Annotated in this window: 12 protein-coding genes; 5 read left to right on the forward strand and 7 right to left on the reverse strand. The window is 50.8% G+C overall.

The features are described 5' to 3' along the window. Nucleotides 1-136 precede the first annotated feature (136 nt). The 3 genes from HI950_RS17335 to HI950_RS17345 all read right to left on the reverse strand — a co-directional run bounded on the left by HI950_RS17335 (nucleotide 137) and on the right by HI950_RS17345 (nucleotide 3,486). Complete coding sequence (locus HI950_RS17335) at nucleotides 137-628, reverse strand: hypothetical protein (protein ID WP_169084234.1); 492 nt, start codon at nucleotides 626-628, stop codon at nucleotides 137-139. Between the two features lie 118 nt (nucleotides 629-746). Continuing rightward, the gene (locus HI950_RS17340; RefSeq protein WP_169084236.1) at nucleotides 747-1,250 is read right to left on the reverse strand and encodes a hypothetical protein; all 504 of its coding nucleotides are present in this window, start codon (nucleotides 1,248-1,250) and stop codon (nucleotides 747-749) included. A 115-nt stretch (nucleotides 1,251-1,365) separates the two neighbouring features. Continuing rightward, on the reverse strand, nucleotides 1,366-3,486 hold the full coding sequence (locus HI950_RS17345) for a multicopper oxidase family protein (RefSeq protein WP_169084238.1): 2,121 nt from the start codon (nucleotides 3,484-3,486) through the stop codon (nucleotides 1,366-1,368). Between the two features lie 282 nt (nucleotides 3,487-3,768). Between HI950_RS17345 and HI950_RS17350 the strand changes: the two genes are divergently transcribed. The 5 genes from HI950_RS17350 (at nucleotide 3,769) to HI950_RS17370 (ending at nucleotide 10,868) form a co-directional block, all read left to right on the forward strand. Next, entirely contained in the window at nucleotides 3,769-3,987 is a 219-nt protein-coding gene (locus HI950_RS17350) for a hypothetical protein (RefSeq protein ID WP_169084240.1), read from the forward strand. 152 nt (nucleotides 3,988-4,139) lie between these two features. After that, complete coding sequence (locus HI950_RS17355; RefSeq protein ID WP_169084242.1) at nucleotides 4,140-5,594, forward strand: MATE family efflux transporter; 1,455 nt, start codon at nucleotides 4,140-4,142, stop codon at nucleotides 5,592-5,594. A 230-nt stretch (nucleotides 5,595-5,824) separates the two neighbouring features. Further along, nucleotides 5,825-6,358, forward strand: a complete 534-nt coding sequence (locus HI950_RS17360) for a YceI family protein (RefSeq protein ID WP_169084245.1) — start codon at nucleotides 5,825-5,827, stop codon at nucleotides 6,356-6,358. Nucleotides 6,359-6,482: 124 nt separating this feature from the next. Next, nucleotides 6,483-8,480 carry a GTP-binding protein gene (locus tag HI950_RS17365; RefSeq protein WP_169084247.1) on the forward strand — a complete coding sequence of 666 codons (1,998 nt, stop codon included), beginning with the start codon at nucleotides 6,483-6,485 and terminating at the stop codon, nucleotides 8,478-8,480. A 330-nt stretch (nucleotides 8,481-8,810) separates the two neighbouring features. Further along, complete coding sequence (locus HI950_RS17370; RefSeq protein WP_169084248.1) at nucleotides 8,811-10,868, forward strand: GxGYxYP domain-containing protein; 2,058 nt, start codon at nucleotides 8,811-8,813, stop codon at nucleotides 10,866-10,868. A gap of 104 nt (nucleotides 10,869-10,972) precedes the next feature. On the opposite strand, the gene HI950_RS17375 is transcribed toward HI950_RS17370, so the two are convergent. From HI950_RS17375 to HI950_RS17390, 4 genes are all read right to left on the reverse strand, one after another. Beyond that, on the reverse strand, nucleotides 10,973-11,539 hold the full coding sequence (locus HI950_RS17375) for a hypothetical protein (RefSeq protein WP_169084250.1): 567 nt from the start codon (nucleotides 11,537-11,539) through the stop codon (nucleotides 10,973-10,975). Nucleotides 11,540-11,807: 268 nt separating this feature from the next. Further along, entirely contained in the window at nucleotides 11,808-12,359 is a 552-nt protein-coding gene (locus tag HI950_RS17380) for an NADPH-dependent FMN reductase (protein WP_169084252.1), read from the reverse strand. 151 nt (nucleotides 12,360-12,510) lie between these two features. Beyond that, nucleotides 12,511-13,167, reverse strand: coding sequence for a response regulator (locus HI950_RS17385; protein WP_169084254.1), 657 nt, complete (start codon nucleotides 13,165-13,167; stop codon nucleotides 12,511-12,513). Then, the gene (locus HI950_RS17390; protein WP_317618393.1) at nucleotides 13,164-14,846 is read right to left on the reverse strand and encodes a GAF domain-containing sensor histidine kinase; all 1,683 of its coding nucleotides are present in this window, start codon (nucleotides 14,844-14,846) and stop codon (nucleotides 13,164-13,166) included. Before HI950_RS17390 ends, HI950_RS17385 begins: the two co-directional genes overlap by 4 nt. Nucleotides 14,847-15,191 lie beyond the last annotated feature (345 nt).

Raw genomic sequence — 15,191 nt, forward strand, 5'->3', positions numbered from 1 at the left:
TATGGTGCACATACTACAATTTGACATGGGTCGACAAAATCCTGTATTTTTTTGCAATAAAAAAAGGAGAAACAGAAATATGTTTCCCCATCGGTATTTACTGTTTTTACACACAGCAAAGCAAAAATGATTCGTTTTACTCCGTTGCGCGTGAGAACTGCTCTTCTTCCAAGTACTGCTCCGCTTCCTCGTAAGTCTCGAAGGCAGATTCCAGATTAAGATCGGCATACAAATACCAGAGATCCTCTTCGAATAGAAGCGTTAGCACGGCATTATTTGGCCCGATCCAGCGTTCCTCTTTTGGGGCGCTGCGTTTTTTCTTTTTCTTCGATTCCGGCTTCTCCGGCGGTGCGATCGCAAGGGAACTGATCGATTTCTCGATAAGCGAGCGAAGCTCTTCCTCGCCGTAATCCCGGATATTGACTAGTCCTTTATCATCGGTTGCGACACCCTTCACCAAGCCGGCGAATACATAGCCATTGCCGTTCGGGTGAAGATGGTGCACGACCGATTTTTTCTCGTGGGCGCTCTCTTCATAATGGAAGTTCGTGCGGCCGAGAGAAACATCCTTTCGCTGCAATTCGGGAAAGGACTCGATTATAGCAAGCTTTTGTTCAAAAGATAGCATAGGTTGATTTTTTCCTCCTAAAAGTTTGCGATAGCAAACCACTTCGTAAGCATTCGCTTAGGTTTGCGCAGCAGTTGTTGCGATGCTTGTGATTATACCACACAGCAGGAGGGAGCTGCTAAATATCCTTCTTCTTCATCAGCAGCATGACGGCGCCGGCGAGAATGAACACGATGGCGAAGATCGGCTGGCTAAGCACGAACTTGTTGTAGATGGAGCCAAACGAGAATACTGCGAAGAAGAGAAGCGAGAGAACGGTCAAAATGTTGATCGGAATAAGCAGCCATTTGTTTCGGTTGCCGAACCAATAAAATTCGAACAAGCCGACAGCAACAGCAAGGATAAAGCCGGGCCACATGTATGACCAGCCATTGAAGAGCATAGCGATCTGGCTAACTAGGCCTGCCGTGAGCAAGATGCCCCCAGGTATTAAGACGCCAACTCCTTTTCTGCCGATCATGACGAAGTACAGCCAGTGGAAAAATAGTCCGAGCGGGATGACGAATATCGATGGCCAGAAGTAAGCAAATATTTTGCCTGGACCAAACGTTTCGCCTTGATTCAGAAATAAACAAGCTCCGAGCAGCAGGAGGACGAGCCCGCCAATTGTTCTTACATTCATTTTTTTTTACACTCCAATCGTCGTTTTATTAGCTGCTTTCAGCATAGCATACCATGAAAATAGCTGTCCTCCTGCTGTAGGTAAAAAGGGGAGCTAGACTAAAGTCCAGTTTCACCTACTCCGGATGATTGTGGGTAGCCGTGCCGACCTCGAAGGGCGATGTAACGCCTTCATACATAAGATGCATGGTCATGCCCGCAGACGCATGGACCAGGTTATGGCAATGATCCATCCAGATGCCGGGATTATCGGCGCGGAAGGCGACCTCATACACTTCGCCCGGTGCCACATCGAGCGTATCCGACCACCACAGGCTGCCGGTAACCGGCTCTTCGTTGCGGGATAAGACGAGCATATGGTGGCCGTGCAAATGCATCGGATGCTCAACGGAGCTGCGGTTGACGATCGTTGTTTTTACAAGCTCGCCCTCCTTCACGACGAACATTGGCGTATTCGGAAATACTTCTCCGTTAATGGTATCGTAGGCTGCAAACCCTCCATTATAGAAGGCGAAGCGATTATCGAGTATCATCACGAATGCCCGATCGAAATGGCTGTTTATGTCAAAGGGAGCTTTCGCTGTCGCTTTCCCGTAATGGGTGGGATCGAAGGTAGTCGTCGCAGGAAGCTCGGGGATATCTCCACTGCCATCCTTGCTCATCAAGATGCCTAAGGACTTGCCTTTCCCTACGCGAAGGAAGACGGGATGCTCAGGCATTATGAATTCCACATCATATCGTCCGCCAGTCAGCAGATCCAAGCTCGTATCTCGCAATTCAGTTGGCCCGGTAAGATCGGTACCGTCAATGGCCGTTACTTTAAAGGGTGCTCCGGTCAAAATATAAGATTGCCGTACCCAATCATCGGTATTAATCAGACGCAGCTTAACGAGTGTTCCGGGCGCAATAGCTCTCTGCTGCACCGTTTGATCGGCTCCGATTGACATGCCTGCTCCGCGCCAGTTATGCGTAATGACGGTAATGTCTTCGTAGGCTTGCGCCGCAGCTTCCTGAGGCTCAACGATAAGTGCGCCGAACAGCCCCTTTTCCACGGCTAGCTTGGAGCTTTGGTGAGAATGGTACCAGAAGGTGCCAACCTGCTCCGCTACAAAGCGGTATGTGAAGGATTCCCCGGGCATAACGGCATTTTGTGTTGCCCCGGCAACGCCGTCTTCCGCGTTTGGTACATCTAGCCCATGCCAGTGGAGCGTCGCGCCGCCTTCAATATCTTTGTTGATGAGTGTAACCTCAATAAGCTCTCCTTCCTTCATGCGAAGCTCAGGACCAGGGATTTCGCCATTGTATGTCCATGCCTCTAACTGCTTCCCAGAGCTCAAGGTAATGGACTTATGCTGCGCGGTTAGCGTGAATTTGCGGTCCGGCTCTCCGGCACGCGGGCCAGTTAACTCCGTGACGGGAGTCGAAGTAATCCCCTCTGACGTACTAGCTGGTTTTGCGATTTGGTTGTGCTGGTGCTGGTGGGCGATCAGCTTTTCGCGCTGCGATGCGTTTGCGGGCAAACCATAATCCGCTTTGCCTGCCATCATGCTCAAATGCTCAGGCAGCTTGCTGCTCTCCATTGCCGTGAGGAATGGGATGCTGAGGATAGCTGCGATAGCGAGAAGCAGGCCGGTATGCTGCAATCTGCGCCGCCATGGGCGATAAACGAGCGGAGCTTGTGCGGCAAGCTGGTTGCGGCGAGTTTGAAGCATCCAAAGCAAGCAGGCGATAAACAGAAGAACGGTTGTGGGCATCGTTACAGCTGTCCAGCGGAATGGAATAGGCGGAACAAACGCAAAGTAAAACAATGCCACTGCGCATAGAGCCGCAAGCTGAAACGGAACGATAAACGCGGGGTCGGAGGCTTGGCGGCGGCGGGCGGTATCTGGCGCTATTTCTGTGCGCCCATGTGTGCGGTGCAAAAGCTTGCGCATTCTAGGGAAGGAGCCGATCCAAATAAGGAGGACGGGAAGTATGGCAAGCGGTGTTCGAATGAGCAGCCGGTCCATCCAAAACAAAGGATGAGCGGTTGCGGCCAGCATCGTATCGGCCGTGGCCACCGCAGCGGCGAGCAAGCTGAGGCTGATCGTCCAAAAGAGGAGCTTGCGCGTTTTGCGGTAAAGCATTTTCTCTGTATCGAAATATACGAGCTTGGATGCTTTGCCGGCGGCTATAAATGAGAAAATAACAAAAAGCATTGTGGCGCCGAGCTCTAAATTAGTGAGTAGTGAATACATCGTATTAGCCTCCTGAGGGTGGAATTACCTATGCCTTGGAATCGGGATGAGAAACCGTTTACTAGTCGCTCTTCATCTTATCTAGTTCACTAGCTGCGCAAAACCGCCGTAAGTCGGAACGCAGTCCTAGACCTCTGACGGGGAGTATTAGTCGAATGAACGCGAATGAACGCGAACGCTACATAATACGAAAATAGTTCCTATGAAATGACATTTTACACCTCTTGTTTAGTTCTATGAAAGCGCTACAATTAAGGTATTAAGAAGTAGGAGGTGAATGATATGAGCCAAGAAGAAGAAGTCGTTCAAGAAGGTGCGGAAGAGTCTCTAGAACTGATTTCCGAAGAGGCTCCAGCGGAAGAAGCGGTAGAAGCTGTTGAGGCTGAATTGGAAGAGGAAGTAGAAGAAGCGGCTGCTGCAGTTGAGGAAGAAGCTGCAGAGGAAGCGGAAGAAGAGGCGGCTGAGGAAGAAGCTGCTGAAGAAGAGTCCGAAGAGCAATAATGATATCTATCATTTTAAATTATAAAAAGGGAAGACTGTTCTGAGATCGTTTGGGCGATCAGGGTACAGTCTTTTTTTATGCGTTTTCATAGAAACTGCCATCATTTTGTTCCTGTAAATAAGCAAAACATACGTGCAATAGATATCCTAATATGCTACGATACCTTGTGCTTTACTTTTCCTATTTAGAAGAAGGTGACATCATGACAACGGCAGAGGCCGGTAAGGAACAAGGGCAGCATGAGCAGAAAGGCATGAATCTATTTTTTCTGACGTGGCCTATTTTTTTAGAAATCTTTTTGTTTATGCTTATGGGGATTGCAGATACGCTGATGCTGAGCGCCATTTCGGATAATGCGGTATCCGGCGTCGGGGCATCCAATCAATATTTGCATATTGCGATTTTGCTGTTAGAGGTAATCGGCAACGGGGCATCGATCGTAGTCGCGCAATATATCGGTTCAAGGAAGTTTATTGAAGCGGCGAAAATATCAGCGCTGGCCGTTACGCTCAATCTCGTAGTCGGGCTGATGATCAGCTTAACGTTCGTGCTGTTTGGCGGACATTTGCTGCAGACGCTGAATTTGCAGGGCGAGATACTCGTTCATGCCAAAAGCTATCTATCCATTGTTGGCGGAATGATCTTCCTGCAGGCGATTATTAATTCCATTTCTGCCATCATTCGCGTGCATGGATTTACGAAGGAAGCGATGTACGTATCGCTCGGCATGAACGTCGTTCATATCGCGGGCAACTACCTGCTTATTTTTGGGAAGTTCGGCTTTCCGGAGATGGGCGTTCAAGGCGCGGCAATTTCTTCGGTTATCAGCCGTGCGCTGGCGCTGGTCGTCTTCTTCTGGCTGCTGTACCGGATTATGTCGGTGAGAGTAGAGCTGCGCTACTATATCTCGCTGTCGAAGGAGTATATCTCCAAAATTTTAAAAATCGGCATTCCGTCTGCGCTCGAGCAGGTCATGTATCAGGCATGCCAAATCGTCTTCCTCTATTATGCGACCTATCTTGGCGCTGCTTCCCTGGCAGCCAAAAACTATGCGAACAACATTTCGATGTTTACGTATTTATTCGCCTTCGCAATCGGCATGGGAACGTCGATCATCGTCGGCAGACTTGTTGGTGCAGGCGAGCAAACGCCAGCCTACCATCGCGTATGGAAAAGCGTACGGTGGGCAAGCGGCGTAACGTTGTTCGCGGTTTTGCTCGTTATTGCATTCCGCGAGCCGCTTATGCACATGTTCACGGATGATGAGGAGATTATTCGGCTAGGGGTAAACGTGCTGCTGCTTAGTATCGTGCTGGAGACCGGGCGAACGATCAATATCGTGCTCGTTAACTCGCTGCGGGCGACAGGCGATGCGAAATATCCGCTCTGGGTCGGCATGGGCTCGATGGTGGCGATGAGCTTGCCGCTCGGCTACTTTTTTATTTTTACGCTCGATATGGGCTTGGCGGGCATTTGGCTTGCGATTGCAGCAGACGAATGGCTGCGCGCGTTTATTATGTTTTTCCGTTGGAAGAGCAGAGCGTGGGAGAAGCATGCGCTGGTCAAGCGCGAGAGCAAGGAAAAGGCGGCTGTCCTGCATTCCTAATTGGATGACAAGTATTTTAGCGTAAATAAAAGGATGTTTAAGAAGTTATTTTTACTTCTTGGACATCCTTTTTATTATCTTTGCATCCGGGTATATTATCCAAATTATTTTTCGGAATGCAATTGACAGAAACAGGTCTGAACCATAAAATATAAACATACATAATATAAGTTAGTACATTGTAAAAAGTAAGTAAATAATAAATTGGACATTCATAGGAGGCATTTAGAATGGCAAAATCACAATGGACGGTTGACTCGACGCACAGCAGCATTGATTTTTCAGTAAAGCATATGATGATCGCTAAGGTAAAAGGAACTTTTCACTCATTTGAAGCCAATGTGGTCGCTGACGCGAATGACCTGACTTCAGCAGACATTCAGCTCACGATTGATCTAAACAGCGTGGATACGCGCAACAAAGACCGCGACGCACATCTTCGCACCGCTGATTTCTTCGATATCGAAAAATATCCATCACTCGTTTTCACATCGACGGCGATTACGAAAACAGACGATGGCGAATATTCCGTTGTCGGCGATGTGAGCCTGCATGGCGTGACGCGTTCCGAGAAATTTGCCGTTAGCTTCGAAGGCGCTGGCAAAGACCCATGGGGCAATGAAAAAGTCGGCTTTAGCGCAACGGGCAGCTTGAAACGCAGCGATTATGGTTTAACTTACAATGCTGTACTGGAGACAGGCGGCGTTCTTATTGGCGATGAAGTAAAAGTAACCATCGATATCGAAGCGATTCAACAAGGCTAATTTTGAATAGCGCTCCTATGATACGGCTTACCGTGCACTTGCCGCGGTTAGCCGTTTTTTGTTGCTGTTATGCGCTTTCAGAGGTACGATAAGGAAAGGAACAGCAAGTAAGGAGACATGTAAGATGGAGTCTATTGCTTCAAAAAATATACGGAATATCGGCATATTCGCCCATGTCGACGCAGGGAAGACGACGACGACGGAGCAGATCTTATTTCGCAGCGGACGCATCCGGTCGCTTGGCAGCGTGGATGCGGGCACGGCGCAGACGGATTTTCTGGAGGTTGAACGCTCCAGAGGGATTTCGGTACGTGCAGCAGCGACACGTTTTAATTGGCAAGGCGCTACGATCAATTTGGTCGATACGCCGGGACATGTCGATTTTCTCTCAGAGGTTGAGCGGTCGCTGCGCGTGATGGATGGAGCGGTGCTTATTCTTTCGGCGGTCGAGGGCGTGCAGGCGCAGACGGAGATCATTTGGCATGCCTTGCGGGAGCGAAATATTCCGACGATTATTTACGTGAATAAGATGGACCGTATCGGAGCCGATCCGCTTGGCACGATAAAGCAAATTCGCCGTTTGCTTTCGCCTCAAGCAGCGCCGGTACAGGCTCCGATTGGCGTGGAGGATAGCTTTAGCGGCCAGGTGGGCATGCTGGATGATGCTGCTGGCGATTTCGGAGAGGCGCAGACCTATTTGCAGCTGCTGGAGGAAACGGTGGCAGAGCAGGATGAGTCGCTGCTGCTGCATTATTTGGACAGCGGGACGCTGCCGAAGGCGGAGCTGAATCAAATGCTGGCGCCGCTCACGCAAAGCGGAGAGCTGTTTCCGATTCTATTCGGCGCGTCGAATAGAGGAATTGGCATCGAGCCGCTCATGCAAGCGATGGTTGGGCTGCTTCCCCCGCCAGCGGTCGTGGAGGACGGACCAGTATCGGGCGTCGTCTTCCGCATTGAGCGTGATCCGGTGATGGGGCGAATCGCTTATGTGCGCTTATACAGCGGCGTCATTCGCAACCGCGACTCCGTACGGAATGAGACGCAGCAAATCGAAGAGAAGGTTACGCAAATCCGCAAAATCGATGGGCAGAAGGCCGAGGATGTTGGGCTGCTGGCGGCTGGCGACATTGCAGCCGTTTGCGGCTGGAATCAGGCGCGCATTGGCGATATTGTCGGCTGCGGCGATTATGTTCCCGGCGAGACGAGGCTGGCTGTGCCGCTTCTGACGGTGCAGGTGCGATGGGGCAACGAGGCTGAGTATCCGGCTGTCGTTGCGGCGCTGCAGGAGCTGGCGGATGAGGACCCGCTGCTTGATTTGCAATGGCTGCAGGAGCAGCGCGAGCTGCATCTCAAGGTCATGGGTCCGATACAGATCGAGGTGCTGACCCATGTTCTGCACAATCGCTACGGCTTGAAGGCTGATTTTGGCGAGCCGTCGGTTATTTATAAAGAGACGCCGGCACAGGCAGGCGAGGGCTTCATCGCGTATACGATGCCGAAGCCTTGCTGGGCGATACTGCGGTTTCATATCGAGCCTGGGGAACGCGGAAGCGGAATCACTTTTAGCTCCGTTGTACGCTCGGAGCGGCTGCTCGACCGCTATCAGAATGAAGTAGCCAGAAGCGTTCCCGAGGCGCTGCAGCAAGGGCTTTTTGGCTGGGAAGTAACGGATTTGAAGGTGACGCTGGTTGAAGGTGAGCATCATGTGTGGCATACGCATCCGCTTGATTTTGCGGTCGCTACCCCAATGGGTATCATGGACGGCTTATCTCGGATAGGGGTTAAGCTGCTGGAGCCGATGCTGTCGTTCCGTATATCCGTCCCGGAGGAGACGGGCGGCAAGCTGATGAATGAGCTCATTCTCATGCGCGGGGAGTTCGATACGCCGGTTGTCAGGCAGGAGCGGATGGAGCTTGAAGGTACGCTTCCGGTAGCCACCTCGCTCGATTTTCCCGCACGATTCGGCTCGCTGACGAAGGGGAGAGGCGCCTTGGCAACCTTTTTCGCGGGCTATCGCGAATGCCCGCCTGATGTGAAGGCGGAGCGGGTACGCCGAGGCGTTAATCCGCTTGATCAATCCAAATATATTTTATCTGTTCGCAAGGCGCTTGCCGGCTCATAGCCGCAAGTGCTTTTTTTTGTCTTTATGGCACGGACTACGACATATATTTGTTATGTATAATATATACGATTTTTAAAGATTAGACCTGTAGCACGTCCTACAGGACGTAGGATATTGTAACTATGTTTAAGGATGATGTGTACACAAGGAGACTCAAATTGATAGGGGAAGATAGGAGCTTTTGTCGAAGTGGTTGTAATTATATTATCAATATAATAAATATATATTTGTGAGGAAGTGAAATGATGCTGCCGAGTAAAGGAGGTATAGGAGAAAACGCGCGCGTCAAGAGGCTGTCCTCCAAACCACTATTAAACTGAGGTGTAGACCATGTTACGTAAGCTTACCGTTATCGGACTTGCGGTCGTTTGTACGCTGTCCATGTCATTTGGCGCATCTGCCGCTGAATCCATGGAGAAGGCGCAGGCAAGCACGATTGCTTGGCCAGAAAAGCAAGCGCTTCCAAGTTTTAAGAAGATTAAGCAATTGGACGTGGCGGATATATATGATGCGCCAGGCGATATAAAGATTCTAATGGCAACCCTGCAAGGTATTGTTAATCGTGTCGAGCCACGCATTTATTTGCTGGAGAACAAGGAGGAAGGAAAGTACACTTGGCTGAATGACTTGAATGTGGCTTACAAGGAGTGGGACGACTATTGGCAGATCGTCCGTACTTACAAAAAGGAAATAAACGGTATTATTATATACGATCCGAACGTGCCGGACTCCGTCAACGTGGCTACAACGTTAGCCGGTTTGAAGGGCGGCGTGGTTGCAAGCCCTGAGCTGGCGGAGAAGCTGCAGGCCGAGCCGTACAGCTTGAAAGTGCTGGACGATCTTCAAGGGAAATTCAAGGATAGGCTGGACGCTTACACTTGGCAGTACGACAATCTATGGAGCCAGACGACGCATCGGATGCTTGTCGGTCTTAGTCCGGACACGTCGATCAGGCTTCCGGAAGGCCAAGAGGATCTGTTCAAAGTCATTGCGCAGGATACAACGCAGGAGCGTGACGGTGCCAATCGGAAGGTATATGATCTTGATCTAAGTTCGAGCCTTGGCAAGTCGGACGTATATCTGCGCTTCGACGATGCGTTCTCGCAGGACGGCTGGGGAACCGCTGTGCATGAGGTAACGATCACGGCGGATGGCAAGGCCATTGCGAAATTTATCCCGGGTACACCGGAAGAGGAGCCTTTCTTGTATGATCGGCAGAGCTCGCAAGTATCTGAAGGCAACGGCGGGCATCGGTTCGCCGACAACAACCGTTACTTCATCTACAAATTTACTCCGCCGGCTGGTACGAAACAGCTGACGGCTTCCGTAGATATGTGGAATCAGTATAAGGTTTCCGTTGGCAATGAACAGCCGGTATCCTCCGAGCAGAAGGAGCCATACGGCTACTTGCGTGATTATGCCGTAGCGAATAAAGCGATGGTGTTCTGGCTCGATTCCAACGTGCCTGAACAGAAGGCGCTCTTCGAGAAAATTTTATCGGACGTGAAGCCGGGCACGCCATACCTAGGCTGGTTCAGCAATGACGTAGACGGTGAGTTCAGCGGTGTTGAGATTACATCCAATCACGGCGTCTATGTGCTTGCAGCCGATTGGTTCAGCAACCTGACGGTATTCTCCGGAACCAAGGCGAATACGGTCAAAGCAAAAGCGGCAAAGACGCCGAAGCTGGAGAACAAAATTTATGTAACGTATACATTCAGTGAAGGCGACAACTTCCAATACAATCAGCATAGAATGCGCATTCTGTGGGATGATCCAAGCCGCGGTAAAGTGCCGCTGAACTGGACATCCAGTCCGCTGCTCTATGATGGCGCACCAGCGATGCTGAATTATTTCCAAGAGACTGCCACAGATAATGACCTGCTTATTGCAGGACCATCCGGCGCAGGCTACTTCTATCCAAACGCATGGCCTGCGGAATCGTTTGCCGCTTTCCTGAAGCAATCGTATTCGTACATGGTGAAGACAGGCATGACGATTCCTTACGTCTTAAACCGCGTCGACAGTAAAAATGTACCGCTGAGTGACGAGCATGCAGCAGCTTATATCAAAGAGTACAAAGCTCAAGGGCTGTTCCTAAGCTGGGAAGATCGATATGGTGTAGAAATTGTTGACGGCAAGCTTCCTGTCTCGACGATTCAAGGCATCAGCACTGTACAGGACGGACAGAAGATTCTTGCCGACGCCAAGGCTAAGTGGGACGGAAAATCGCCGTTGTTCGTTTCCTTAGGTCTGCTTGCGTGGAGCCTCACCCCTTCTGACATTGCCGAGCTGCAAGCTTCGCTTGGACCTGAGTATGTTCCCGTTCTCGCCGATCAGTATTTCTCGCTGATTCGCAGCGCGAATGGACTGCCTTCTAAGCCATAAAGAAAAAGGACGCCAGCAGTCGCTGGTGTCCTTTTTTGTGGGATGGATCTAAGCGAATAACATTTAGTTAAATGAAGATACGATTTTCCGTTTTGGTCCAGCGGTTAACTCGTTGCTGGAGCGACATCGGGATTAACGGCAATGATGCCGTACACTTGAGGTTCTTCTGCGGATGCGCCGAACCAAAGCTGACCGTTTCCGACCATAACGCCTTGGTCTCTAACAAAGAGATCATCAACCTGCTGCGCGGCCAGCGCGTCTTTTACAGGCTTCGTCATAATCTGGTCATATTTCTCTATAAATTCCTCTTTGGACTTAATCTTCATAGGTGTCTCTCCATTGACCTGGAGCGGGAGCAGGATCAGCTCTGCGACAGCGGCTTTCTCGTCTGCGGCAACGGCTGCCTTGGCAAGCTCGAACATTTGGATAAACGCTTTGGGATCGTTAATGCCGGCAGCCTCGAAAGGGTTATCCTCCTTGCTCATCGCATTCGTGGCTTCAGCCTGATTCGTAGGCGCAGTTGTTGCTTTGTTCGCGCCAGCGCCCATATTGCTTGTCCCCGTTTGTCCGCAGCCGGACAATAAGGACAGGGCTATGCCAAATGCCGCAAAAGCAGCAAAACCCTTCTTCTTGCGTTTAGCGTAAGGTAAAGCTGTCATGCTGTTCAACATGTGGAACCTCCTATAGGATTGGCGGGTAACGTCCGACCCATCGATAATTCTCTTTCATATTTTAAACCTATCGTAATGTTTTCAATCATGGCCGGTATAGATTGCTCAATGGCAGCTTTTAAGCAATCACATAGAAGCATAAAGCAAAACATGCCCCTATCGCTCGCTTATCAGAGAGACGCAGGAAGCGTCCGTCTGACCGAGCCGAATAGGGACATGTTTATCGCTGATTGCAATTTTGCAGTTTGCTGCTAGGCAATGTACGGCGTTACTTTCCTTTTACCAGCTCAGCTAGCTCTAAAAATGCTAATGTTGAGTGATGGATGCGATCGTGAATATCGCTGCCGCTGCCTTCGTAGGCTGCAAGTCCGTCCGCAAGCAGGTTCCGCTGGGCACCTCCGATAGAGATCCATTCCGGCGAGTTGATCCCGTGAAGATTGCGGACGATGGCTTGGAGCTGCTGCAGCGAGCTTGTGCCGACGGCTCCACCCGAGGAGCTTAACGAGAGCACAGCTTTCCCGCGAAAATGATCCTGGCCGAGGTAGTCCAGCGCGTTTTTGAGCACGCCGGAGATACTGCCGTGGTACTCAGGTGATGCCAGTACTATTGCGTCAGCTTGGCGCATTGCTTGCTGCAGCTGCTGGACAGCTGCATGGTCATGGCCGACGCCTTCAGGCGAGTAGAAGGGAAGCGGCGTTTGGAATAGATCGTGGACCAGTACGGTATGCCCTTTCTGTGAAATCAATTGCCCCACATGGACGGCTAAACGTGTGCTGGTTGCAGAGTCTCGGTTGCTTCCTGTTAAAATGGTAATTTTCATCGTTATCTTCCTTTCGCCTTGCGATTTGGTTGGTTTAATCGTATCACTTCAGCATGGACATGACTTCCGCAATAGGAATGATTTTAAATCAATAAAAGCATTCAACCATTGGCTGAATGCTCTACGACTTTAGTCTGATAAATGAACCGTACTAAAGATCAAGACCATGCTTCACAGCATAGATGGCAGCCTGCGTTCGATCGGTCATCCCGAGCTTGCTTAATACGTGGCTAACATGGCTTTTCACCGTTTTTTCAGAGATAAACAGCTCCTCCGCAATCGTTCGGTTGCTTTTGCCCGATGCAATAAGCTTTAGGACGTCCTGCTCCCTTGCTGTCAGCTCGGAGATGCCGTGATCAACAGCGCTAGGGGACGCCTCTTGCTCTGCATCGGCAAACTGGCTCATGAGCTGGCCGGCTACGTCGGGATGCAGCTCAACCTTGCCGCTATACACATTTATGATGGCTCTTACGAGATCTTCCGGCTCGATATCCTTAAGCAGGTAGCCCTTGGCACCGGCTCGAATCGCGGGCAGCGCATGCTCCTGGTCGGAAAAGGAAGTAAGAATGATCACTTTAACCTCTGGATGAGAAAGCTTGATTTGTTTCGTTGCTTCAATGCCGCTCATGCCGGGCATATTGATATCCATTAATACGACATCAGGCTGCAGCGCTGCAACTTGAGCCAACGTTTCTTGTCCGGTAGCCGCTTCGCCGATCAGCTTAATATCATTTTGCGTCGATAAAAAAACCTGCAAGCCTCTTCGTACCATCGCGTGATCATCGGCCAATAGCAATTTAATCGTCATTTTTTCGGCACCTTCCCTATGGAATCCGCAGAAAGAGGCAGCCTCACCTCTATCGAGGTCCCCTTGCCCGTTCTGCTTGTAAGTTGAAAGCGGCCGCCAACCATTTCGGCGCGTTCCCGCATATTGGATAAGCCAAATGACTCCTGCCCAGTGGAGGGGCTGCCCGTCTTCATGCCGCGGCCATAGTCGGTAACGGTGAGCGAAATTTCGTCCGTCTGCGCGACGAGCGCCACGCTGACCTTGGAGGTGCCGGCATGCTTAGAAACGTTGTTCAGCGCCTCTTGGCCAATTCGCCATAGCGCTTCCTCAGCGACATGCGGCAGTGACGCTTGGCCGGTCGTTTGCCCGTTTACCTGCAGGCCAAGGCGAGTGCCGTATTCAGCTAAAGCGGCAACGATCCCTTTCTCTACGCCCGCTGGCCGAAGCTGAACGATGAGCGCACGCATTTCCTTTAAGGCGTCACGGGACAATGCTTGCATATCCTTTACGGCGTTTTTGGCTGAATCCAATTGCTCGCTGCCTAGCAATGATTCGACGCCTTTGGCAGTCATACTGATCGAAAATAACAATTGGGATACGGAGTCATGCAAATCGCGCGCCAATCGGTTCCGTTCTTCCAAACGGGCGAGGTCGAGGCGAACCTCCTCTAGCCGAGCATTTTCGAGTGCGATAGCCATATGCTCTGCGACTGCCTCGAGTACGGCGCCGTCCACTTGATTAAGCCCGCAGCTTCCGGGATGCCCAATGACCAAGATGCCGCAGGCCTCGGTTCCGCCAAACGTAACGGGAGCCGCAATGACGGATTGAAGCGCCTTAAACAGCTGAGGCTGCACATCGCTGCGGGTAAGGACGGAGATGTTAGCGACATCTACAGCTTGATAGCCCTGCGCGCGGCCGACCTGATCAAGCCAAGGCGCCTCAGCAGCCGATATACGTGAATTAGGCGTCAGCTGCACATGGTCGAAATGCAGGCTGCGGACAATAAAATAATCTCCTACACGCTCCAGCAATGCCGCGAACGGCCAATCAAAATGAGTGCCTACGAGCTGCATGGCGTGCAAGTTCAATTGTCCGCCAGCATCTTCCCCGCTAAGCGTGATCGTTAAAGCACGGCTGAACTCGCCAAGCCGGGAAAAAAGCTCAGCTCGCCGCTCCTTTTCCTCATGCAGCCTCATTCGCTCGACAGCAACCCCGATCTGGAACGCGACTGCTTGCAGCAGCGCCAGCTCCTCGTCCGTAAAATGCGCCTTGCCGGGAGATCCCACATTTAAGACGCCAAATAATCGTTCGCCGATGCGAAGGGGGACCGTGGCATGATGCGTGAACCCGCAGGTATCTCCCGTGTTTGCCTTTCGGGCATTATTGAGCCTTTTGCAGCTCAAAATGTTGACCGCGTTTTTTAGCTGCCCGCCTTGATAGCGATCCAAGCACCAACAAGAGCCGCATTTCATGAACCGCTTCTCTTCGAATAGCAGGGCAGGAGGCAAATTGCGGTCTGCCACGCATGTATATGCTTGGTCGGCATCTACAAAGAAGATCCAACCGAAGGAGAGGCCCGTTACCTCTAGCAGCCTGCCTAGCACGGTGTCCAGCATGAAAGCGAGATCGTTGGATTGATTTAACGTTTCTGCAATCGTTTTGAGCGTGGTCAGCTCCTGTACATGAAGATCATTCGTCACGTTTTCCGTTCCTCCGATCTATCCTTTATGGTATTTGTACTATTCGTGAATGAGCGGTGCAAAACCTTTTAAACCGCTTCAGAAAGCAATCCGCTCCGGCAATAAGTTGTTTTTCTCCAAATAAGCACACTTGTATTTCTTATGATGAATATGTTATATTACTACAAAATTAATTATCGGATCACGCCAGTGAAGAGAATCCAACTCGGAGGCGTTCTCGTCAAGGGGAGGGAAACGCCTTCCCCCTAAGTTTACCGGGCCCGCCCGTTATCGCGGAACAAAGAGGATCAGGCAGTGCGTCTGTCTGGTCAATTTGGGTGGCACCGCGAGTAAAAAACGCTCCTC

Source organism: Paenibacillus sp. PL91 (assembly GCF_012935325.2).
Classification (GTDB): Bacteria; Bacillota; Bacilli; order Paenibacillales; family Paenibacillaceae; genus Pristimantibacillus.

Coding starts and splice junctions, on each gene's coding strand:
- HI950_RS17335 (WP_169084234.1), bottom strand. CDS start 628: ATGCTATCTTTTGAACAAAAGCTTGCTATAATCGAGTCCTTTCCCGAA.
- HI950_RS17365 (WP_169084247.1), top strand. CDS start 6,483: ATGGAGTCTATTGCTTCAAAAAATATACGGAATATCGGCATATTCGCC.
- HI950_RS17340 (WP_169084236.1), bottom strand. CDS start 1,250: ATGAATGTAAGAACAATTGGCGGGCTCGTCCTCCTGCTGCTCGGAGCT.
- HI950_RS17370 (WP_169084248.1), top strand. CDS start 8,811: ATGTTACGTAAGCTTACCGTTATCGGACTTGCGGTCGTTTGTACGCTG.
- HI950_RS17360 (WP_169084245.1), top strand. CDS start 5,825: ATGGCAAAATCACAATGGACGGTTGACTCGACGCACAGCAGCATTGAT.
- HI950_RS17345 (WP_169084238.1), bottom strand. CDS start 3,486: ATGTATTCACTACTCACTAATTTAGAGCTCGGCGCCACAATGCTTTTT.
- HI950_RS17385 (WP_169084254.1), bottom strand. CDS start 13,167: ATGACGATTAAATTGCTATTGGCCGATGATCACGCGATGGTACGAAGA.
- HI950_RS17380 (WP_169084252.1), bottom strand. CDS start 12,359: ATGAAAATTACCATTTTAACAGGAAGCAACCGAGACTCTGCAACCAGC.
- HI950_RS17350 (WP_169084240.1), top strand. CDS start 3,769: ATGAGCCAAGAAGAAGAAGTCGTTCAAGAAGGTGCGGAAGAGTCTCTA.
- HI950_RS17375 (WP_169084250.1), bottom strand. CDS start 11,539: ATGTTGAACAGCATGACAGCTTTACCTTACGCTAAACGCAAGAAGAAG.
- HI950_RS17355 (WP_169084242.1), top strand. CDS start 4,140: ATGCTACGATACCTTGTGCTTTACTTTTCCTATTTAGAAGAAGGTGAC.